At 34.9% G+C, this 21371-nt stretch carries 17 protein-coding genes and 2 pseudogenes; 16 read left to right on the top strand and 3 right to left on the bottom strand.

Annotation, left to right across the window (positions count from 1 at the left end; translation table 11 throughout):
• The first annotated feature begins 1 nt into the window (after nucleotide 1).
• From dltC to LACDD01_RS02475, 3 genes are all read left to right on the top strand, one after another.
• Nucleotides 2–244: a D-alanine--poly(phosphoribitol) ligase subunit DltC gene (gene dltC / locus LACDD01_RS02485; protein WP_004257293.1), complete on the top strand. Its 243-nt coding sequence runs from the start codon at nucleotides 2–4 to the stop codon at nucleotides 242–244.
• Nucleotides 231–1520, top strand: a complete 1290-nt coding sequence (gene dltD / locus LACDD01_RS02480; RefSeq protein WP_061413102.1) for a D-alanyl-lipoteichoic acid biosynthesis protein DltD — start codon at nucleotides 231–233, stop codon at nucleotides 1518–1520. Before dltC ends, dltD begins: the two co-directional genes overlap by 14 nt.
• A 352-nt stretch (nucleotides 1521–1872) precedes the next feature.
• Nucleotides 1873–4647 (top strand): Spy0128 family protein, encoded by a 2775-nt coding sequence (locus tag LACDD01_RS02475; protein WP_061413101.1) that lies wholly within the window; start codon nucleotides 1873–1875, stop codon nucleotides 4645–4647.
• A gap of 56 nt (nucleotides 4648–4703) precedes the next feature.
• Here LACDD01_RS02475 and LACDD01_RS02470 read toward each other — a convergent pair whose 3' ends face one another.
• Entirely contained in the window at nucleotides 4704–5369 is a 666-nt protein-coding gene (locus tag LACDD01_RS02470; RefSeq protein WP_061413100.1) for an NAD(P)H-dependent oxidoreductase, read from the bottom strand.
• A gap of 80 nt (nucleotides 5370–5449) precedes the next feature.
• Nucleotides 5450–6022 (bottom strand): TetR/AcrR family transcriptional regulator, encoded by a 573-nt coding sequence (locus LACDD01_RS02465; protein WP_019293937.1) that lies wholly within the window; start codon nucleotides 6020–6022, stop codon nucleotides 5450–5452.
• A 265-nt stretch (nucleotides 6023–6287) separates the two neighbouring features.
• Between LACDD01_RS02465 and LACDD01_RS02460 the strand changes: the two are divergent.
• A pseudogene (locus tag LACDD01_RS02460) lies at nucleotides 6288–8930 on the top strand (HAD-IC family P-type ATPase).
• 76 nt (nucleotides 8931–9006) lie between these two features.
• Here LACDD01_RS02460 and LACDD01_RS02455 read toward each other — a convergent pair.
• Nucleotides 9007–9456 carry a GNAT family N-acetyltransferase gene (locus LACDD01_RS02455; protein WP_061413099.1) on the bottom strand — a complete coding sequence of 150 codons (450 nt, stop codon included), beginning with the start codon at nucleotides 9454–9456 and terminating at the stop codon, nucleotides 9007–9009.
• A 190-nt stretch (nucleotides 9457–9646) separates the two neighbouring features.
• Between LACDD01_RS02455 and asnA the strand changes: the two genes are divergently transcribed.
• The 12 genes and pseudogenes from asnA to LACDD01_RS02400 all read left to right on the top strand — a co-directional run bounded on the left by asnA (nucleotide 9647) and on the right by LACDD01_RS02400 (nucleotide 21326).
• Entirely contained in the window at nucleotides 9647–10651 is a 1005-nt protein-coding gene (gene asnA / locus LACDD01_RS02450) for an aspartate--ammonia ligase (protein ID WP_061413098.1), read from the top strand.
• 334 nt (nucleotides 10652–10985) lie between these two features.
• Nucleotides 10986–13017, top strand: a pseudogene (locus tag LACDD01_RS02445) (ATP-binding cassette domain-containing protein).
• Between the two features lie 73 nt (nucleotides 13018–13090).
• Nucleotides 13091–13240 carry a hypothetical protein gene (locus LACDD01_RS11780; protein WP_019292269.1) on the top strand — a complete coding sequence of 50 codons (150 nt, stop codon included), beginning with the start codon at nucleotides 13091–13093 and terminating at the stop codon, nucleotides 13238–13240.
• Between the two features lie 59 nt (nucleotides 13241–13299).
• Entirely contained in the window at nucleotides 13300–14130 is an 831-nt protein-coding gene (locus tag LACDD01_RS02440; RefSeq protein ID WP_061413097.1) for an LPXTG cell wall anchor domain-containing protein, read from the top strand.
• A 442-nt stretch (nucleotides 14131–14572) separates the two neighbouring features.
• Nucleotides 14573–15448 carry a LysR family transcriptional regulator gene (locus LACDD01_RS02435; protein WP_061413096.1) on the top strand — a complete coding sequence of 292 codons (876 nt, stop codon included), beginning with the start codon at nucleotides 14573–14575 and terminating at the stop codon, nucleotides 15446–15448.
• 104 nt (nucleotides 15449–15552) lie between these two features.
• A complete protein-coding gene (locus LACDD01_RS02430) occupies nucleotides 15553–16887 on the top strand; it encodes an MFS transporter (RefSeq protein WP_061413095.1) in 1335 nt (444 codons plus the stop codon).
• 54 nt (nucleotides 16888–16941) lie between these two features.
• A complete protein-coding gene (locus tag LACDD01_RS02425) occupies nucleotides 16942–17538 on the top strand; it encodes an NAD(P)H-binding protein (protein ID WP_061413094.1) in 597 nt (198 codons plus the stop codon).
• Nucleotides 17539–17584: 46 nt separating this feature from the next.
• Nucleotides 17585–17908, top strand: coding sequence for a carboxymuconolactone decarboxylase family protein (locus LACDD01_RS02420; protein WP_197458024.1), 324 nt, complete (start codon nucleotides 17585–17587; stop codon nucleotides 17906–17908).
• A complete protein-coding gene (locus tag LACDD01_RS02415; RefSeq protein ID WP_061413093.1) occupies nucleotides 17908–18291 on the top strand; it encodes a cupin domain-containing protein in 384 nt (127 codons plus the stop codon). Before LACDD01_RS02420 ends, LACDD01_RS02415 begins: the two co-directional genes overlap by 1 nt.
• Before the next feature lie 12 nt (nucleotides 18292–18303).
• Nucleotides 18304–19356 carry a zinc-binding dehydrogenase gene (locus tag LACDD01_RS02410; RefSeq protein WP_061413092.1) on the top strand — a complete coding sequence of 351 codons (1053 nt, stop codon included), beginning with the start codon at nucleotides 18304–18306 and terminating at the stop codon, nucleotides 19354–19356.
• Between the two features lie 621 nt (nucleotides 19357–19977).
• Entirely contained in the window at nucleotides 19978–21039 is a 1062-nt protein-coding gene (gene xerS, locus LACDD01_RS02405) for a tyrosine recombinase XerS (protein ID WP_061413091.1), read from the top strand.
• A gap of 65 nt (nucleotides 21040–21104) precedes the next feature.
• Nucleotides 21105–21326, top strand: coding sequence for a hypothetical protein (locus tag LACDD01_RS02400; protein WP_019292266.1), 222 nt, complete (start codon nucleotides 21105–21107; stop codon nucleotides 21324–21326).
• The last annotated feature ends 45 nt before the right edge of the window (nucleotides 21327–21371 follow it).

Here is a 21371-nt window from a genome sequence, read left to right as displayed (position 1 = left end):
TATGAAAAATGAAGTATTAAATATCATTGAAGAAGTTGCTGGCACAGATGAGTTTCGTGAAGATTTAGATATGGATCTTTTTGAAGAAGGCATTCTTGACTCTATGAGAGCAATTATGCTTATTGTTGAGCTTGAAAATGCCTTTAGTTTAAGTTTACCACCTTCTGAAATGGATCGTGACGACTGGAATACAGCAAATAAAATTGCCGATCGTATCAAGGAAAAGATGGATGAAGAAAGATAAGGTACTTCAAGAACTCGCACCTTTAGTTGCGGCCCTTACTTTGCTAGCGATACTCATCTTTTCTCCTCTCACGGTTTTCCCTAAGTTTAATAAGCATGAACTTGATGAGTTTGCGACTGATCCTAAGAATCGGACAGGCTTTGTAAGCTATGCGATTAAATCACAAGCATTCTCTAATCCGCATTATCTGCCAATTTTAGGCTCTTCTGAGCTGGAACATATTGATCCTTTTCATCCAAGTAGTTTCTTTATGAGAAATAATAAAGGTTTTACGCCTTTTCTAGCAGGTCAACCCGGAACCCAATCCTTAACACACTTTTTCTATCTGAATTCTGTTGAAAAGCAATTGCATAACCGTAAGATTGTTTTTATCATCAGTCCACAATGGTTTACACGTAAAGGTATTGGTACACCTGAGTTAAGTCAATTTGTTTCTAAAGGTGAAATATATGCGTGGTTACAATCTGCCTCACCAAAAGATGTCGCGACACAAAAACTCGCTCAACGCCTCTTGAATTTTAAAGATTTTCCTGAGGATATTGTTGTTACTCATGCACTAAAAGCTCTAGCAAATGGAAAAAAAATCGACAGTATAAACCAGATTTCAATTAAACTTGCAAATCAGTTCTGGACGAAACAAGATTCTCTTTTTACGGGCTTATCAAAGCTCAGCAGTAGGCAAGAAAATTCATACGAAAAGATAGAGCGAATCAGTAAACAATTACCAAACACAAAAGATTTCGAAAAACTGGATCAAGCAGCATACGAACGAGGAGCTGCAAATTCAGCAAATAATGAATTTCAAATTGTTGACCATGTGTGGTCAAGAAATCTTCAAAAGGTCTTTAAAGAACGTAAAGGTGTGATGAAGGAAGTGAGTTACCTGAGAAGTCCGGAATATCTTGATTTTCAGCAGCTTTTAAATCAATTTGCAAAAAATAATAATGATGTGCAGTTCGTTATTCCACCTGTAAATGGAGCATGGTACCAGTATACAGGGCTCTCTTATGACATGTTACAGGAGTTTAGCGCAAAAATTAAATATCAACTTAACAGCCAAGGTTTCCATCACATTTATGATATGACAAATAAATTCAACGAAAAGTACTATATTGGGGACACTATCCACTTGAATAATCGTGGTTGGGTGGCTTTAGATAAAAAAATCGAAGAATTTATGAAACATCCGACTAAAACAGCATATAAGATCGACAATGCTCAATTTCTTAGCACAGAATGGGCCAATGGAGATAAGGAAGTTTCTCTTAATAGATAAAAAATAAATTAAAAAACGACAATATTCAATTGTCGTTTTTTGTTTGTCCGATTTCTTGGACATGTTCTCATTATTTATGACAGAAAATGCGTAATTTACTCTATTTTATTCTATGGAGTTAAAAATCGTCTACTCAATCTAATATTAAAAACATTTGGACTTATCCCTCTATCTTTGTATTATTAAATTAGAAGAAAGAGAAAAATTTAAAGTAATTATCATTTTACTTTAATGTTTAATCTTTTTTAAACTAAAGAAAAAGGAGGGAAACGAAATGTTGCAAACAAAGTGACATCTATTTTTGATTTTTTCTAAAAAAGTTCATTAATTCAAAATAAAAAGGAGTAGAAACATGAAAACTTTAAGACAAGTATTGAAAGGGCTTGTGTTGGCGATAGTACTTTCGGTATTAATTATCTCCGGGATGCGATTAAAAAATACCTTGAGTCGAGTGAGTGCGGATAGAGTTGATAAGAAAACAGATCAAAAAGTGGCACCCATACGAGATAAGAATAACAACACAGCTCAAATTTTAGAAAAAGAGGCATGGTGGACAGATCAAGAAGCTTATGAAGCTAACTTACTTTTAAAAGTGAACGGTTCAAGTCTCTCTGGGCCGATGGATGTCGTTTTTGTTTTAGACCGCTCAGGTAGCATGGACATGACTTATACCGATAATGCTAATGCTACAGGTTATGAAGGATATCCTTTATTCTCCAGCTCTTGCTTAAACCAGGAACATTTCTATCTTGAACCACTACATGAAGGACAGGAACCCGAAGCAAACGCAGATAAATCCAAAGTTTATGAGAATAGTGATAATACCCTCACAGTTTATAACGCGGATGTTGATAAATGGGAAGTGATTGGGACTACACCGGTTCATCTTTTTGAGCAATTTACTCAAAGTACAGCCAAGTATATTCCTTACCATTTCAAGAAGGAAGGTGAAAAATTTGTACGTATCAGTCATTGGGATGCTGTAGCTAAAGTAGCTGGAAAAACACAACCTGGCGTTTGGGTGCATGGCGATGAAGATGAAGGTTGCTATGACCGATGGATGCTATCGAAAGAAGCTATTTCGGAAGTGACCGATAAGTTACTCCAAGAACATCCTGAAAATAGAGTGGCTCTGGCACCATTTTCAATTCGAGATTCATCAATGGTTACCCATTTAAATTATAATTCACAACGAATGAAAAATTTTAGAGATAATCTTGTTTTAAAAAATAATGAACATGGCTACTTTGGCCCAAATACAGGAACAACCATTGAAGCAGACGGCTCAATCAGCGGCACCTATAATTCTACTGTAGGTTGGAAGGATAATATTGCTGAAAATAGAGCAGCCATTGATGATATGCTTCCTCGTCTGTTTACAACCCCACAAACAGACTATCAATACGGATTAAGTATGGCATATAACCTCCTTCAATCACGTAGTAATGAAGCTAAGGCAACCAAAGGCGCGATGGTCGTTTTCTTATCAGATGGCGTTCCACAAAGTACAGCAACAATGCGAGCTGGCTGGTCAGGTGGCGGTCCCATTGTATCTTTTGGGCAAACAGATGGTAGAATTCTAGCAATGTCCGCAGCTATTACAAGTGATGAACCTGTAGAAGTAGAAGGTGCACCAACAGGGACATATCAATGTCACGATATCGACCAAAATTATCTAAAACTCATTGAGGGAACAACCTATGAAGTTGCTGGAATGGGCGCAGAAATGCTGACAGTAGATTATATGGCTAACAGTGCTATCTTAAAAACAATGGCAAACGACCCACAAAATTATTTTGAGGTTCCAGCTGATAATGTTGGTGCAGGAAAAACGTACTTGACTGATTTGCTGCTTAATTCTACGCTCTTCCCAGGTGGGCGTGATTCTGTTCTTAGAGATAAAGTGAGTCAATATTATTATGTCCCAGAAAATGCCACTCTGCCTCAAGGTGTCACGATTGAAGGAAACTATGAGGACAAAGGTGAAGAACAGACGATTGTCTGGGAGTTAGGCGATCTTTATGATTATAGTCCTGATGGCTACCCATCTGTAAATATTCCGCTGGTATTAAAAGAAGAATATCGTCAGGTTTCACAGGATACTTACTACCCAACAAATGCAGATACAAGCGATAAAGCCAAGGATATTTTGGATCCTGAACGAGGAATTGACGATGAAGATACAGGCGCAAAGCTCTATTATACAGACCCTCATAATCAAAAACGTTACGATACTATTGGCACACCAAAGCTTGCTGTTAAGCCGGATACAGTAAAAAGTACTCGTTACCAAATCCAAGCTGAAAAACTATTGAGCGGACGTTCTCTTTTAGCGGGAGAGTTTGCTTTCGAGTTGCTAGACAGTGCAGGAAAAGTTATTCAAACCGTACACAATGATGCTTCAGGTAAAATAGAATTTTCACCAATCACTTACACAACTACGGGAGATTATGATTATACAGTGAGAGAGAAAGGTGGTTTGGATAAGACCATTGACTATGATGCTGCCAATTATAAAGTTACTGTTAGCATCAAGGAAGAAGCAGGGATCCTTGTTGCTACAGCTACAGGAGATGCAGCGATACAGTTTAAAAACAGTTATCAACCACTTAGTACAGAAATTCATTTGCAAGCAACCAAAGAACTTGTCGGAAAGAAACTGACAGATCAGGAATTCACGTTTGAATTAGTCAATGCTTCAAATCAAGTTATTCAAACGGCCAAAAATGATGCTTTAGGACAGATTCGATTTGATAAGCTAGCTTATACAAAAACAGGAAGCTACGATTACACGATTCGTGAAAAGCCTGGAGTAGATCCTCAAATTACCTACGATACTAAATCCTATAAGATTCATGTTGAAGTAGTAGACCAAAAAGGAAAACTTGTTGCATCTATAAGTTACAAACAAAAACCACAGTTTAAAAATATCTATCTTGAAGAAAAAAAATCATCTTCTAAAGATGATGGAAACAAGAACTTGATTGAAAAGGTCGAACCACAGAAAAAAGTCTTACCAAAAGCAGGAGAGTTTAACAAGACAGCTGCTATTGTCACTGGGCTTGGTTTAATTTTAGTGGTATTGGCAATCTTCTGGGTAAGAAAATTTAGAAAGACTAGAAAATAGAAATGTGTAAAAAGACTAGTATTAACTAGTCTTTTTTATATTTATTATGATAAAGATTATTCTACAGTTTCTACAATCTCACTCAAACTTTGACGCTTTTTATTAGGAATTTCCGTTGCTCGATAACCAAAACCTGCCATATATGCAACACCAAATTCTTCTAAATCAATTAGTCCTTTTTCAGATAAATAATTTTCAACAGCATCGATATTAAAACCTTCGATAGGACAACTATCAATGCCTAGAAAAGAAGCAGTAGTCATCATATTTGCTAATGGGATATATGTTTGTTTTACCGCCCAATCATATTTTGCCTTGTCATCAGATAGTTTAAAATCATCCGCCTGAAATTTTTTGAAAAATTGGCTTTGGGGTGAGTTTTCAGAATAAGGGAGCTCTAAAACATCTTCAACAATATGTTTGACATGGCTACTGTCATAAGAAACCCCTTTCTTAGCTAGAGCGATAATAAATTTATCTGCTCCATCTAGGCTATTTACTGCTCCCCAAGCCCGGCTTTTCAGGTTTTCCCGTATTTCTTTGTTCTCTATGACGAGAAATTTCCAAGGTTCATAGCCAAATGAACTTGGAGATAGACGCGCAGCCTCAAGGATTGTTGTCCAATCTTGCGCAGCAATTTTTTTACTTCTATCGAATTTTTTTGTTGCAAAACGATTAGTGTGTGCCTTTAATATCATATTTCTTAATTGTTCTTGATTCATTTTTGTCTCCTTTTTTAGAACGCTTGTTCTCATAAAACTAAAATATTAATACTCCGAATCACTCAGAATATTTTTATATTTTATAGAATTGATAGTGTTGTTTTAATAATATTTTCAAGCTCTGTCCGGCTCGTCGCTGAACGTACAAGTACCCGAATGCCAATTAAAGCATTGTTTAAATAGCTTGCTAAAATACGTGTATCAGTATCAGCAGCTAATTCACCTTTTTCCTTCGCTTGATTTAGCAAAAGCACAAAAAAACTTTTTGTCTTTTCGAAAAAATGTTGAACTTGATCAGCAATATCACCATCACGTAAGGCGAGCTCAATTGCCGAATTTACAAAAAGACAACCTTTACGACATTCTTCTTTTGGAAATGCTGAGTCATTAAAAATTGCTTCAAACTTTTCTCGAATACTCATACTTTTAGCAGTAATCAAAACATAATTTTGACTCATATCTTGATCATACTTGTTTAAGATTTTGAGATAAAGTTGGCGTTTATCACCGTAAGTATCATAAATACTTCTTCGATGGATACCTAGATGGTCAACTAAATCTTGAACAGAAGTATGTTCATAGCCTTTTTCCAAGAAAATATCTGTTGCTCTATCTAAAATCACATCGTAGTCAAACTCTTTGGCTCTAGGCAAAATATTCTCCTTTCTATAAATAGTAGAACGTTCATTCTAATAATAACAGAAAGATATATCCGATGCAAGTTTGAGGAATTTTTGCATAAAAGATAAAAATTTTAAGACTAAAAATAAAAGTCAAAATGGTATATTTTTCAATAAAATAATACAGAGAATATTATTTTATTATGTTTTAAATAGTTTGCATGATAAACTAGTAATAAGTACTCTTAAAAAAGATAAGTATTTCAATAAAAACTAAAAGAATTATGGGGGAATTATAATGAACTGGTTTCAATTATCAAAAGTAGATATATTAAAGAAGCTCCAAGTAGAAGAGGATGTTGGATTAGCAGAAGAGGAGCGAAAAAAAAGATTATCAGAAAATGGTTTTAACTTATTATCTGGAGAAAAAACTGAGGGAAAATTAAAAAAGTTTTCAAACACTTCAATGATTTATTGATTTATGTATTGCTCGTAGCTGCACTACTTAAAGGAGTTAGTCAAGACTATATCGATATGTTTATCATTTTAATCGTTGTGGTTATAAATGCATTGATTGGTTATATCCAAGAGTCAAAAGCAAGCAACTCCTTAGACGGCCTGACGAGTTTAATGGGAACAGAGGCGACAATCGTCATTAGCGGTGAGAAAAAAGTTGTTTCGACCGATTCTTTAGTAAAAGGTGACATTGTTTTACTGAACTCAGGAGATATTATTCCTGCTGACGTAAGAATTTTAGAAGCGTATAATTTAGTTGTAGATGAAGCAATGCTAACAGGGGAATCAACCCCTGTACAGAAAAATGCTGATTCCATATCAACGGAAGTAGACTTGGCAGACCGTGTCAATATGGGCTATTCAGGTTCTTTAGTGAACAGCGGAAGTGGTAAAGCGGTTGTTGTTGAAACAGGTGACAACACAGAGATAGGGAAAATTAGTGTCCACCTGAAAGAGGTTGGTGTGACAGAAACCCCTTTAATTAAAAAGATGAAATATTTGAATAAACAAATATTTTTTATACTTTTAATACTCATCGTTTCATTAGTTGTTTTCAGTTTCTTTCACCGGGATTTCACGTTTGAAGAAGCAACTTCCTGGATTATTTCACTGGCAGTGTCCTCAGTTCCTGAAGGATTGCCAGCAGTCCTTTCAATTATTTTATCTCTGGGTGTCACGCGCATGTCTGCAAAGAAAGCCATCATTAAAAAAATGCCAGCAGTTGAGACATTGGGAAGTATGGAAATTATCTGTTCCGATAAAACTGGTACCCTGACTAAAAATGAAATGTCAGTTTTGACAGTCTTGACTAAGAAAAAGATATTTGAAAAAAAATCAAACGGAACAATGGAAAGATGACCTTAATATCTTTAATGACGATTACCAACTCAAGAAGTTGGTTGAAACTGCTATTTATTGTAATGATACAAAAATCGATTACCATAATGGGCAACGGACTGTGATTGGTAATCCGACCGAAGCAGCCTTACTAGAGTGGGCTTCTCATATGGAAACTACCCAAGATGAAAAGGTGCTGTATAAAATTCCGTTTGATTCCTCATACAAATATATGGCGACTCTAGTTGATGTAGATAATCAACGCTTTATTTACTTAAAAGGAGCACCAGATGTTTTACTTGGAATGGTAGATTATCAATTTGGCGATAACACAACAGAAAAAATTGACCCCGAACTATGGGATAAAATGATATCGAATCAAGCCAAAAAAGGTCAGCGTATACTCGCTACGGCTATGAAAGAAGTTTCTTCGAATCAAAAAACAATTACACATGAAGATTTGAAAGAGAATATGGTTCTTGTTGGAATGTATGGTATCATTGACCCACCAAAACCATCTGCAATAGAAGCAATTAAAAAGAGCCACCGTGCTGGTATTTCCGTTAAGATGATTACCGGAGATCATAAAGATACAGCTGTCGCAATAGCGAAAGAAATTGGTCTGAAAAATACGGAGAGAGCCATTACTGGTAAAGACATCGAAACGATGACAGACCAAGAGCTATCCGAAGTTGTACTTAAAAATGATGTTTTTGCGAGAACTACGCCAGAACATAAATTGCGATTAGTAAGTGCTATAAAAGCGCATGGCAAAATTGTTGGTATGACAGGAGATGGTGTGAATGATGCTCCAGCTCTTAAAAAAGCAGACATTGGTATCGCAATGGGGCAAAAAGGAACACAAGTTACAAAAGATGCTGCAGATATGGTTTTGGCAGATGATAATTTTGCTACCATTTCAGATGCAGTACGCGAAGGAAGACGTGTCTATGATAATTTAAAAAATACAATTTATTTTTCTTTACCAACAGCATTTGCTCAAGGTTTGTTAGTTGTTGTATCTATATTAATTGATCGCCCATTACCATTGACGTCAATCCAAATCTTGTGGTTAAATATGGTCACAACAATTACACTTTCTTTTGCATTAGGTTTTGAAAAAGAAGCACCTAATGTCATGGATAGACCTCCTCGAGATCCACACGAAAATATTTTAAGCCGTTATGCTATCTTTAGAATGTTCTATGTTTCTATACTCTTAGCAGCTTTAGGCTTTTTAGTCAATAATATTGTTATATCTATGGGAGCAGCAACACCTGTAGCCCAAACTACTCTTTTAATGACCCTCGTTTTCGGACAAGTGTTTTACATGATAAATTGTCGAAGTATATCCAAGTTCTCTATCGACCAAAATATGTTTAAAAATCGTGTGTTGTGGCTATCATTGTTTATTTTATTGGTGTTGCAACTTGCTATTGTCTATATCCCAACAATTAGTAACGCTTTAGGTACGACAAACATCGGGATTCATAATCTTCTTTATGCATCCTTAGCTGGATTAACAGTTTTCGTCGTAGTAGAGCTAGAAAAATTTATTTCACATCGTCTCTTTAGAAATATAGCATAGAAAAAGATTTATCACTTTCGATGAATATCAAAATAAAAAAGCTAGTGAATAACTTAATTCATTAGCTTTTTTTAGACTAATCTCGCTTCATGTATAACAGTGGATAGGGATTTCCTTGCTCATCGAACTCCGTTCTCTTATAGACTTCAAAGCCCATATATTCATAAAACCCTCTTGCGCATGGATTTTGTTCATTCACAGCAAGATCATTAATGGAGTATTCAGTGATTCCATATTCGAGGAGTTTCTTGCCAAAGCCTCTACCTCTTTCACCAGAGGCAATAAAAAGCATCTCTAGATGATGATCGACAATACCCATAAAACCAACTGGCGCATCTTTATCATTTTTTAAGAGAATTAAACGAGGGATTTCCTTTAGTGCTTGAGGCACATACTTTTTAATATCATTTATTTCATTATCTGAAAGGAAGAGGTGTGTTTCTTTTACAGAACTTTCCCAAACCACCAATAACTTTTCTACTAAATCTTCAGATCTATCTTTTAAATCAATATCTATAACTTTCACTTAATTATGCTCCTTAATACTTTACTAAGCTAATCCTAACACATGAAGTTCCTTATTTCAATTTATGGCATGACTAGAGTCTTTTTTTAGAAGATATTTTTTGTGTTCAATTATATTATATATATTTATACTAATTTTTATATTATGGTATAATATTCAATAAAATTAAAAAATAGGAGTTCTTAAAATTATGGAAAAAACCTTTATCCCAAAAGATTACAAATCAATACTGGATGTTTATGATACTCAAACAGCTATTGGATTTATTAAACGTTGTTTTGAAGAAGCGCTAACAGGAAGTTTAAAACTAAAAAGAGTATCAGCCCCACTTTTTGTTGACGACCATTCGGGTTTAAATGATAATTTAAGCGGAAGCGAACGGCCTGTAAAATTTGATGTACCAGTTTTAAATTATAATGGAGAAATCGTACATTCCTTAGCTAAATGGAAAAGAGCCGCTTTAAAACAATATGATTTTCATGTTGGCAACGGGCTTTACGCAGATATGAATGCCATTAGACGTGACGAAGAGTTAGATAATCTTCATTCAATTTATGTAGACCAATGGGACTGGGAGCGAGTGATTTCAAGAGAACAACGAAGCCTTGATTACCTAAAAGAAACCGTTCAAAATTTAGTGAATGCTATCGCAGAAACATCAAGTCGTTTACATACCAAATATCCAAAAGTAGAAACAGTCATAGATACAAATGTTTCCTTCATTACAAGTCAAGAATTAATAGATCTTTATCCCAACTTAACAGCAAAAGAAAGAGAAAATGTTTACGTTAAAGAACATCCGACTACCTTTATCTTACAAATTGGTGATATCTTAAGTCACGGTGAACCACATGATCAGCGGGCACCAGACTATGATGATTGGTCTTTAAATGGTGACTTACTTTTCTGGCATGAACCTTTAGGATGCGCAATGGAATTATCGAGTATGGGCATTCGTGTAGATGATAAAGCTTTACTTACACAATTAGAAAAGGCCAATGCCAACGATCGTTTAGCATACCCTTTTCATCAGCAAATACTCAATAATGAATTACCATTAACCATTGGTGGAGGTATTGGACAAAGCCGCATGTGCATGTTATTACTGAGTAAAGTACATATCGGTGAAGTACAAGTTTCTTTATGGGATGAAGAAACACTTAATGCTTGTAAAGATAAGGTCTTTTTACTATAAAAAAACACCAAGTGGTGTTTTTTTAGTTTGTAAACAAAAATACTCATTTTTTAAAAAACAACAAATATAAAGCGAAAAACACCAAAAAAATATCGAAAAACAACAAAAAGATATTGACAAGCATTTTCTAATAATATATAATACAAAAATAAAGTAAAGGAGATCCTAAAATTAGTATTTATATATAGAGAAATTACTAGTTAAAAGTTAAAAATAAATACGCGAGGAAAGTAAGTTAATTATATTTTCCACAATAGAGAAGTATTTACATATAAAGCTCCCCCGCCAAAGGTATATACCTAAATAACAGATATAAATATAAAGGAAAAATAATATGCATATATTAGAATTAAGAAACATAAAGAAATCTTATTTTCTTGGTAAAGAGGAATTCCCTGTTCTAAGAGGAATTAATCTAGATTTTGATAAGGGTGAATTTATTAGTTTACTTGGTGAGTCCGGAGGTGGTAAATCCACTTTGATGAATATAATTGGAGGGCTAGATAGAAACTATGATGGAGATGTTATTGTTGACGGTATCCCTCAAAAAAGAAAAAAGAAAAAGATATGGATAGCTATCGCCGGGATACGATAGGATTCATCTTCCAATCTTTTAATCTGATTAGCTATTTAAATGTTCTAGACAATATCCTCATTAGTCTCAAGATGACGACCCTTTCTGAAAAAGAAAGACATGCTCGAGCTGTTGAATTGACAAAACAAGTTGGGTTATATGACCACCGCAAGAAGACCCCTTCTCAACTTTCGGGAGGTCAAAAGCAACGGGTAGCAATTGCTCGTGCATTAGCATCGGATCCTGAAATCATCCTTGCAGATGAACCAACTGGCGCTCTCGATTCACAAAATACTAAAGAAGTATTAGCTTTATTAAGTAAAATTGCAAAATCAGGAAAGACTGTTATTGTTGTGACTCACTCACAAGAAGTTGCTGATTTTGGTACGCGTATTATTCGTTTGGCAGATGGGAAAATTATTGGCGATGAACGTCTAAAAGATTCTTATCCTATTGAAAAGAAAAGTCATATACAGTCAAAAGTCCTTTCCAGAAGTGAAATATTTAAAACAGCATTTAAACATTTCACACACACACATGGAAATTAAATTTACTTATTGCGATAGGGACAGCCATTGGTTTATTCTCCGTCATCTTTTTCCTGGGATTAGGCAATGGTGTCAGAAACTATATGAACCATATGATGACGTCAAGTATCAATCCAAATGTTGTAACAGTATTTAAACGTACAACGAAAGATGATAAATTAAGCAATGATGATGCACTAAATGAGGCACAACAAAACATTGGAACCTCTAAAGGAAATATGGATTCTACTTATATTGATAAGTTGAAAAACAATGATAATGTCAAAAAAGTAGAACCAACTTACTCTATTGCAAGCAAGGGTTCTCTTCAATATGGAGACAAGAGTAAAACGGGCCCTCTCTCACTTTTGAGCTGGACAGAATCCAATGCAAATGATAAATATAGTGTGGGGAGGAAGCCAGATGAGGGAGAAATTGCACTCTATGGAATGGAAGCTAAGCTTCTCTCTCCAGACTATAAAGCCCTTGTAGGACAAACAATTCACTTAAATTTTGAAGCAAAATCAAAAGAAGGAGACACACAATCTGTTTCGGCTGATTTAAAAGTATCCGGAGTTTTACAAGATGCATCTACAAGTGATTCAAATAGTGTAACTGTATCAAGTTCAACTGAGTCAAGTGGTGAAAGTAACATTATAGCATCTTATTCAACTATGGCAACTCTCCTTTCTTCTGCGGGAGCAGACAGTAATCCAAATTATGCTGTAATTACTGTAAATGAAGTCAAAAATGTTAAAGCTGTCACTGAAACTGTTGAAAATGCAAAAATTGATGGAAGTAAAGCTTTTGTAACCTATTCAGCCACAGGATTCCTAGATGTTTTTACGAACATAACAAGTATCGTGAGTTATCTTCTCGCAGCAATTGCAGGTATAAGTTTAATTGTCTCAATATTTATGATTATTGTTACAACTTATATGAGCGTTGCGGAGCGCACAAAAGAAATAGGTGTTATTCGAGCATTAGGTGGTCGAAGAAAAGATATTTCTCGACTATTTACGGCAGAAAGCTTTATCCTAGGACTTTTATCTGCAACTCTTGCAATTGTTATTGCTTACTTAGGTGAGTTTATAATTAATTCAGCTTTATCTAACTTATTGGATAGAGCACGAATTGTTGAAATCAGTACAGGAAATGTAATCTTTGCGGTGATAATTGCAGTTTTGATAGCATTACTTGCAAGTCTTGCACCAAGTAGTCGTGCAGCACGGCTTAACACGATTGAAGCATTATCTGCAGACTAAAAACCCTAAATTATATTATGAACTACTTAATAATATAAAAATTTTTTGAATAAAATGAGTGGAGCTCAAAGTTATGTTTAATAATTTAAAATTAGAGAAACAAAGCAAAGATATAAATGCTGATCTTAGAAATATTCTTAGAGATAAATATTTAGAAAAATATAAAATTGAACAAGACATAAAACTTCTTAAAGCAAATATAAGCGCATGGGAAAATATGTAAAAATCGGCAATTGAAAAATATAATATGTAATTAATTAACCAATAGGAAGACAAAGTAAAATGAAAAAGACACTCATTGCTGGGCTTATACTTGTAACAGTTTCAATAGGCGTACAAGCCTCAGCAGACTCAATCAATGGGTATCAAGTAACCCTCACAGACTCAAATACTGCGATTGGAAAAAACGGTCTGATATGGCATAATGATGGAGGCACTTGGTATGCTGATGATGGCAGTGAGAACGGCTTCATTGCCCCAGACAAGCCTGAAATACCAGCAATTAAAACACCGAAAATCCCAGAAAGTACGGCAGAACCAATAGTACCGCATAAAGTACTCCCTGAGCAAAAGATACCAGCTAAACTTCTGACTGTTGATACGACAGACAACATACCTGGAGAGGTGGTAAACGTACCTCAACATATAGAACAGTTGACACCCCCAAATCCAAACGTAGGGGCCCACCTTGATGCACCTCAACATATAGAAAAAGCACCGAAGCCTATCAAGCAAAATATACCAGAACCTATAGCGGTAAAAAATTTGACAGAGAAGCCAAAAATTAACAAAAACAGTTCATCAACTGTCCGAATCATAGAACCGAAAAAACTGGATAACTCAGTAACTCATTATAGTATTCCTTCAGACACCGAGCAAGAAATCAAAAAAGCTAAAAATGATACACATGTAGCTACACTGACACCCAAAACCCAAACTGTATTGACAACACTAGGCACTGGTATGAAAAGCTCACCTACTAGAACGTATCAAGCAAAGGGCACACCACTACCTGCAACAGGTGAGGATGATACGATGACATATGTAGTTTTGGGTATGAGTTCGATTGTAGGCGCTGCAGTACTTGCACTATATTTACAACGTAATAGTTAAGGTTACTCATACCTGAAATTCTCTCAAAAATAATAAAAGATAATTTATAATCCCCATAGAGGTTAGTAATCTCTATGGGGATTATCTTTGCAGTACTGAGACCTAAGAAAGTTAAATAATATAGAAAAGGGGTTATATTACCTCTTTTTTATTTATTATTATAAATATTTTAATATTCAGTTTTGATATATTTAAAAATCCTATATCGTCTTACACTAATAGCAAATTGACATTATTTTTGATGAAAAACGCATTCAGCTTGGCTATGATGGGGAGAATATCAGAAACTTTATACCAAAGGAAATAAGAAAAGTAGACGCAAGGCAAAAAATTACTCAGTTAAGAAAATTAAAGATACTTACAGAATAGAATATATCATATAAATATCTTGATTTAGTTTGCTATAATTGAGTTACTGAATATTTTAAGGAATAAAATTATAATGGAATTACGTGTATTAAGATATTTTTGGACAGTCGCAACAGTTGGTACTGTCTCTGGAGCTGCAGAAAAGTTATTCATAACCCAACCTACTTTATCTCGTCAAATCCGAGAGCTGGAATTAGAACTCGATACTCAACTTTTCATTCGAGATGGTAAACATTTAGTGCTTACTGAAGATGGACAGTTTTTAAAAATTAAAGCCGAAGAAATTTTACAGTTAGCAAGTAATACAGAACGCATATTTAGTGATCGCAAACAAGCGAGTTTGACAGGTCACTTAACTATTGGTGCACTAGAGGGACTTACCACAGTAAAAATTGCTCAAACACTTCAGAAACTAACAAATGCTCATCCTGGTTTTACCTTTACCATTTTATCTGGTAATGCCGATCACATTAAATACAAATTGGATAACGGACTAGTTGATGTTGCCTTTTTATTAGAGCCGACTTCGACAGAAAAGTATAATGTAGAGCATCTTGATATTTCGGAAAAATGGGTTTTACTAACTCAAAGGGATTCAGAGATTTCTGACCTAGAGTATATTACTCCTGAAGTATTAAAAGAGCAACGCCTGATTATATCAGAGCGTTCAGAAATACGTCAATACTTTGCCGATTGGAGTGGTTGCAAGGTAAATGAGTTAAATATTGTAGGTGGATTTAATCTTGGATTTCATATATTTGAAATGGCAAAAGCAGGAATTGGTGAAATTATTGTAACAGAAGGAGCTCTCATCCGTAGTTACCCAGATTTGAAAGCTATCCCATTAATTCCTGAAGTCCGCAGTAACTCATTGTTAGCTTGGAAAAAAAATGTACCTTTGACGAATTCTACACAGGCATTCATCAAAGAATTTTTACAAGAGGAATAATGTATATGCTTTTTAGGCATATACGCCATTTAAAAAAGCATTTCACAACGAAATGCTTTTTTTCTATAATGAGTTCATGAACAATGAAAGAAACAAGGAAATAAATGAAAAATAAAAAATTTGGAATTATACTTTTTATTATTCTATTTAGCTACTTTTTGATTATAATGGATAACAGTATTATATTTACAGGGACAGTAAAAATCGCCTCAGAGTTAGGTTTGAGTGAAGCGGCATTATCTTGGGTATCAAATGCTTATACAATCACCTTTGGAGGATTTTTGCTATTAGCTGGACGTCTAGGGGATTATCTAGGGCGTAAGAAAATATTTCTATCTGGTTTAATTATCTTTGGACTAGGTTCTCTTGCTATTGGACTTTCTCAAAATGCAATACAAATAATTATTTTTCGTGCTATCCAAGGGGTAGGTTCTGCCATCATTGCACCCACATCACTTGCTCTCTTAATGGACAATTATAAAGACAATATGCGTATGAGAGCTATTTCTTATTATGGAGCGACAGCTGGTATTGGTGCATCTGTAGGGCTTATATTTGGTGGTTGGTTAACGAGTACTATCAGTTGGAGAGCAGGATTTTTAATTAATGTTCCTTTTGCTATTCTCTTAGCTATACTGATCTTATTTAAAATTACAGATAAAACAAAACCAGTGCCTGCAAAAATTGATTTTCTTGGTGCTATTTTCTCTGTTACATTTGCGCTTCTTTTTGTCTATGGTATCACAGTAAGTAATCTGTTACTGATTGGGTTGTCTATTTTAATTCTTATTGCATTTATCATTTGGGAGAGCCATCAGTTACATCCCATCATGCCTTTGAGTTTATTTGCTAATCGTATTCGTACAGGGGCATATATTACCCGTTTCACCTTCATGATGGCCATGTTGACCTATTGGTTTATTGTGCCACAAATTTTGCAAAACCATTATGGTTTTACTCCATTACAAGCAGGTATGGGCTTCTTACCATTGACAATTGTTAATTTTGTTGGCGCCCTTTATTTACCCCGCTTGACTGTCAAATTTGGTAACAGTCATATCATGTTGATTGGACAATGTATTTTGCTTGTAGGGATGGTGCTTTCAGCAATAATAGATCCTAGAAATGGTTATTGGTTAACAATTGGATTGCCAATGATTTTTGTAGGGCTCGGACAGGGTTGGTTGTTGGCACCTCTAACATCGGCAGGTGTAGAAGGTGTTTCTCCAGAACTAGCTGGTGCAGCTAGTGGAATGACGAATACTGTACATCAAATTGGTGGTCCTGTTGGTCTTTCAATTGTAGTACTCTTTTCATCAAACTTAACTGGAAATTGGATAGAATATTATCATTTAGTTATGTGGTTTATTGTTGGCTTTAGTACTTTGGGTTTAGTCACCCTTGTGCTTACAAATCTAGGAAGAAAAAAAACAACATGAAAGAAAAAATTATTTTTATTTACTGGCAGTTAAATGAACGGAAAGGAGAATAAAATGACAAATATATTAATAATTGGCGCAACAGGTTCCCTCGGGCAATCACTTCGCAGAGAACTATCAACTACAAATCATAAAATAACACTTTTCTCTCGGTCTGCTGGACGATTGTCTGATTTAAGAGTTAATGAAACAGCTATGGCGGGTTCTGTGACAAATCCAATTGACTTAGAAAGTATATTAGCCGAACAAGAGATTGTTTTTGCTACTTTATTCGGAAATCTCACAAAAATGGCTGAAGATTTAACGGTAGCAATGGAAGAAACAAAAGTCAAACGTCTAATTTTTATTAGTTCAATGGGTATTTACAATGAAATTCCATCTTCGGTCGATGCAAGTGGTAATCTCAAAAATAATCCCATGTTAAAAGATTATCGTAATGCAGCGGACGTTGTGGAACAATCCAGTCTTGACTATACCATCATTCGTCCAGGATGGTTTGATAACGGGCCAGACGATTACAAAATTACGCATAAGGGAGAAGCATTTAGAGGTTATGCTGTTTCTCGTGGAGCAATTTCTAAATTGGTCCATCAAATAATTGAAAACCCTCAATTATATAGTAATGAGAGTATTGGTATTAGCCGTCCCTAACAAAAATATACAATAAAATTTGATATATAATAAAATAGGAGAAAAAATGATAGAAAAAGTTACTGCAGGACAAGATAACTTGGGAGATTTTGCACCAGAATTTGCTACATATAACGATGAAATACTTTTTGGTGAAGTGTGGGAAAATCCTACTCTCACTCCCAAAAATCGTTCAATAATTACACTAAGCGCCTTAATCTCTAAAGGAGCCACAGAACAATTAAGCTTCCATTTTCATAAGGCAAAGGAAAATGGTATAAGTAAAGAAGAAGTATCAGCATTAATTACACACCTCGCTTTTTATGTCGGATGGCCTAATGCTTGGAGTGCATTTAATATTGCAAAAGAAATTTATAAGGAGATAGAATAATGACAGATTTTAAGCCATTATTTGGTAAAGGTGAATTAAACATTGACTATGCAAAATTTTTTATTGGAGATTCTCATTTAAAATTTTTAGCAAGTCAAGGAGATATTTCAGTTAATAATGTTACGTTTGAGCCAGGAACTAGAAATGATTGGCACACGCATGACAATGGTTTCCAAATCCTTCTTGTCACAGATGGAGAGGGCTGGTACCAAGAAGCTGGAAAGCCTGCTCGAAAGCTTGCTAAAGGAGATGTCGTAAGCATTTCAGACGGGGTCAAACACTGGCATGGTGCAACAAAAACCTCTTGGTTTAGTCATATTGCAATTGGCAAGGGGACTACTACTTGGTTAGAAAAAGTAACAGATGATTATGAAAATTTGTAAGGAGAACAGAAAATGAAAACAACAATTTTTGAAAAAGCAGGTTTGGTAACAGTTCAAGAAGTGGAAAAACCAAAATTACAAGCAGAAGATGATGTTATCATCAAAGTTATCCGTGCCTGTGTTTGTGGATCAGATTTATGGTCGTATGGCCATGGAGACAACAAGGAAGCCCACTCTGAAAATACAGGGCACGAGGCTATTGGGATTGTCCAAGAAATCGGATCTGCTATTACCACAGTGAAACCTGGTGACTTTGTAATTGCTCCCTTTACACATGGATGTGGTGAATGTGATGCATGTCGTTCAGGATTCGATGGGACATGTGATCGACACCTTGGAGGTTCAAACTGGTCAAATGGTTTTCAATCAGAATATATTCGTTTCCACTATGCAAATTGGGCATTAATAAAAATCCCAGGACAACCCTCCGATTATACTGAAGGTATGTTAAAGTCCTTACTTACTCTGGCAGATGTTATGCCTACAGGTTACCATGCTGCGAGATGCGCCAATGTAAAAAGAGGAGACAAAGTCGTAGTTATTGGGGATGGTGCTGTTGGTCAGTGTGCAGTTATAGCCGCTAAAATGCGGGGCGCTTCTCAAATTATTTTGATGAGTCGTCATGCAGATCGTCAAAAATTAGCCATGGAGTTAGGTGCAACAGATGTTATTGCTGAACGTGGAGAAGAAGGAATTGCAAAAGTTCGTGAAATTTTAGGTGGCGGTGCGGATGCTGCTCTTGAATGTGTTGGAACTGAATCAGCAATAGACCAAGCACTTGGAGTTCTTCACAATGGGGGACGCGTTGGTTTTGTTGGTGTACCTCACTATAATAACCGTCCGCTTGGTTCGACATTTGCACAAAATATTTCAATTGCCGGAGGTTCAGCATCTGTAACGACATATGATAAACAATTCTTGTTAAAAGAAGTCCTGGATGGAAATATTAATCCTGGTCGCGTATTTACTCAAACTTATGATTTAGAGAATGTCAATCAAGCTTATCAAGACATGCAAGATCGTAAAACAATCAAATCTATGATTGTTATGTCCAAAAGTTATTAAATTACAAGCAATGAGAAAAAGCCTTGTGTAGGTACTTAAAATAAATCTTCCTTAGCTGTATACTCAATAATATTAAAAAAATTAAACAAAAAAGACTATCCACGGATGGCCTTTTTGTATTTTCATGTACATGATTAACACAGATTTAAAAGATGCTCTAAACCATTTATAATTCGACATACCAAAAAATTAGATTTATAACGCAAGTTTTTCGGAAAGATGTCTAAAAAAGGATAGATAAAGTGAAGATAATCTAAGCCGTACATGTCAGCAACACAGAAATACGGAGTTTTTTATATTTGGATGTATTTTAACCTGTTATTGATATTTGTTTATATATTTTATCTTTCAGTTTGATATTATTCCTTTCATTTTTATCTTTTAATATATCCTAGGAACTTCAACATAATTTTACTTTAAATGGCTCAACAGTCAAGTTCAAACCTATTTATTTATAGAAGTTATGATATAATTATATTCGAAAAAATAAATAAATAGAAAGAATTTGTGAAACTTGCTGGGTATATAGTTTAAAGAGATCTTGGGATATCCTATGACATCTTTCCGAAAAACTATAATATTCTTGAAAGTTTTATAAATTTATGGTATACTTAAAAAACTATGAAACGTGAACTTCTACTTGCAAATATTGACCGCATAAAAAAACGTATGCCCGACTTCGTTTTGGAATATTATCAATCAAAGCTTAGTATTCCTTATAGCTTGACTACGCTCTATCAATATCTTTTAGAATACGAGAGATTTTTTAATTGGCTTATTGATAGTGATGTCAGCAAAGCAAAAAATATTTCTGGTATAGATTTAGATACATTAGAAAATCTAGCACGTTCTGACATTGAGGGTTATATCCTCTACTTACGTGAAAAACCACGTCAAAATAATAAGTCTGGACTAACACAAAACTCAGTAAAACGTACTTTAGCTGCACTTTCCAGCCTTTTTAAATATCTTACGGAGCAAGCTGAAGGCGTAAATGGCGAGCCATACTTTTACCGTAATGTTATGAAAAAAGTGCAGATTCAAAAAAATAGAGAAACTTTGGCTTCCAGGGCTGAGAATATTAAAGGAAAACTGTTTTTAGGCGATGAAACACAAGGTTTTCTGGATTTTATTGATAATGAATACGAAAAAAGTTTGTCTAATCGAGCACTCTCTTCTTTTAATAAAAATAAAGAACGTGATTTAGCGATTATTGCGCTGATGTTGGCTTCTGGCGTACGTTTGTCTGAAGCTGTTAATATCAATATAGCTGATCTGAATATGAAGACTCTAGTTGTGGAAGTTACACGTAAAGGGGGCAAACGGGATGCCGTTAATATTGCAAAATTTGCTGAGCTTTATCTACTCAACTATTTAGAGATTCGTGAACAGCGTTATAAACCAGAAAAAAATAATAAAGCCTTCTTCTTGTCTATTTACCGAGGGCAAGCTTCTCGGATTGATGGATCAAGCATTGAAAAGTTAGTCTCTAAGTACTCGCAAGCTTTTAAAGTAAGAATAACACCACATAAACTTCGTCACACCTTAGCAACTCGCCTTTACGCACAAACCAATTCTCAAGTTCTGGTAAGTCATCAGCTCGGACATTCTTCAACACAGGTTACAGACCTCTACACCCATATTATTAGTCAAGAACAGAAAAATGCACTTGACGAACTATAAGCAAGACTGGTAAAATTTAAGTAGACTATTAATTTTAGATAAAAACTATAAGTGGAAAGAATCGAATGAATAATACTACTCTAAAAATGTCACAACAAGAAATTATTTATGAATTGAAATATGCTTGGAGCAGACAAAAATCCGTTAGCATACGCTTTTTGCAAAACTCGCAAGAAACTACTTCTCAAGGTAAAATTTTTGGTATTGACTATGATTTACTTTATATTAAAGAAGAGAACTTGGTGCGGAGAATCGCCTTAGATGATATTTTAAGCATAAATATATAGCGTTTTACATAATTAATTTTATGTACAATACATGTAATAATAAAA

Origin of the sequence: Lactococcus sp. DD01, assembly GCF_001578715.1 — a bacterium.
GTDB classification, from domain to species: Bacteria; Bacillota; Bacilli; order Lactobacillales; family Streptococcaceae; genus Lactococcus; species Lactococcus petauri.
The sequence above is the reverse complement of the archived record's forward strand: the minus strand, read 5'-3'. Positions and strand labels throughout refer to the sequence as shown.

Bases quoted from the DNA above. Each gene is read 5' to 3' on its own strand.
- dltC (WP_004257293.1), top strand. From the start codon at position 2: ATGAAAAATGAAGTATTAAATATCATTGAAGAAGTTGCTGGCACAGAT.
- dltD (WP_061413102.1), top strand. From the start codon at position 231: ATGAAGAAAGATAAGGTACTTCAAGAACTCGCACCTTTAGTTGCGGCC.
- LACDD01_RS02475 (WP_061413101.1), top strand. From the start codon at position 1,873: ATGAAAACTTTAAGACAAGTATTGAAAGGGCTTGTGTTGGCGATAGTA.
- LACDD01_RS02470 (WP_061413100.1), bottom strand. From the start codon at position 5,369: ATGAATCAAGAACAATTAAGAAATATGATATTAAAGGCACACACTAAT.
- asnA (WP_061413098.1), top strand. From the start codon at position 9,647: ATGGAAAAAACCTTTATCCCAAAAGATTACAAATCAATACTGGATGTT.
- LACDD01_RS11780 (WP_019292269.1), top strand. From the start codon at position 13,091: ATGTTTAATAATTTAAAATTAGAGAAACAAAGCAAAGATATAAATGCT.
- LACDD01_RS02440 (WP_061413097.1), top strand. From the start codon at position 13,300: ATGAAAAAGACACTCATTGCTGGGCTTATACTTGTAACAGTTTCAATA.
- LACDD01_RS02435 (WP_061413096.1), top strand. From the start codon at position 14,573: ATGGAATTACGTGTATTAAGATATTTTTGGACAGTCGCAACAGTTGGT.
- LACDD01_RS02430 (WP_061413095.1), top strand. From the start codon at position 15,553: ATGAAAAATAAAAAATTTGGAATTATACTTTTTATTATTCTATTTAGC.
- LACDD01_RS02425 (WP_061413094.1), top strand. From the start codon at position 16,942: ATGACAAATATATTAATAATTGGCGCAACAGGTTCCCTCGGGCAATCA.
- LACDD01_RS02420 (WP_197458024.1), top strand. From the start codon at position 17,585: ATGATAGAAAAAGTTACTGCAGGACAAGATAACTTGGGAGATTTTGCA.
- LACDD01_RS02415 (WP_061413093.1), top strand. From the start codon at position 17,908: ATGACAGATTTTAAGCCATTATTTGGTAAAGGTGAATTAAACATTGAC.
- LACDD01_RS02410 (WP_061413092.1), top strand. From the start codon at position 18,304: ATGAAAACAACAATTTTTGAAAAAGCAGGTTTGGTAACAGTTCAAGAA.
- xerS (WP_061413091.1), top strand. From the start codon at position 19,978: ATGAAACGTGAACTTCTACTTGCAAATATTGACCGCATAAAAAAACGT.
- LACDD01_RS02400 (WP_019292266.1), top strand. From the start codon at position 21,105: ATGAATAATACTACTCTAAAAATGTCACAACAAGAAATTATTTATGAA.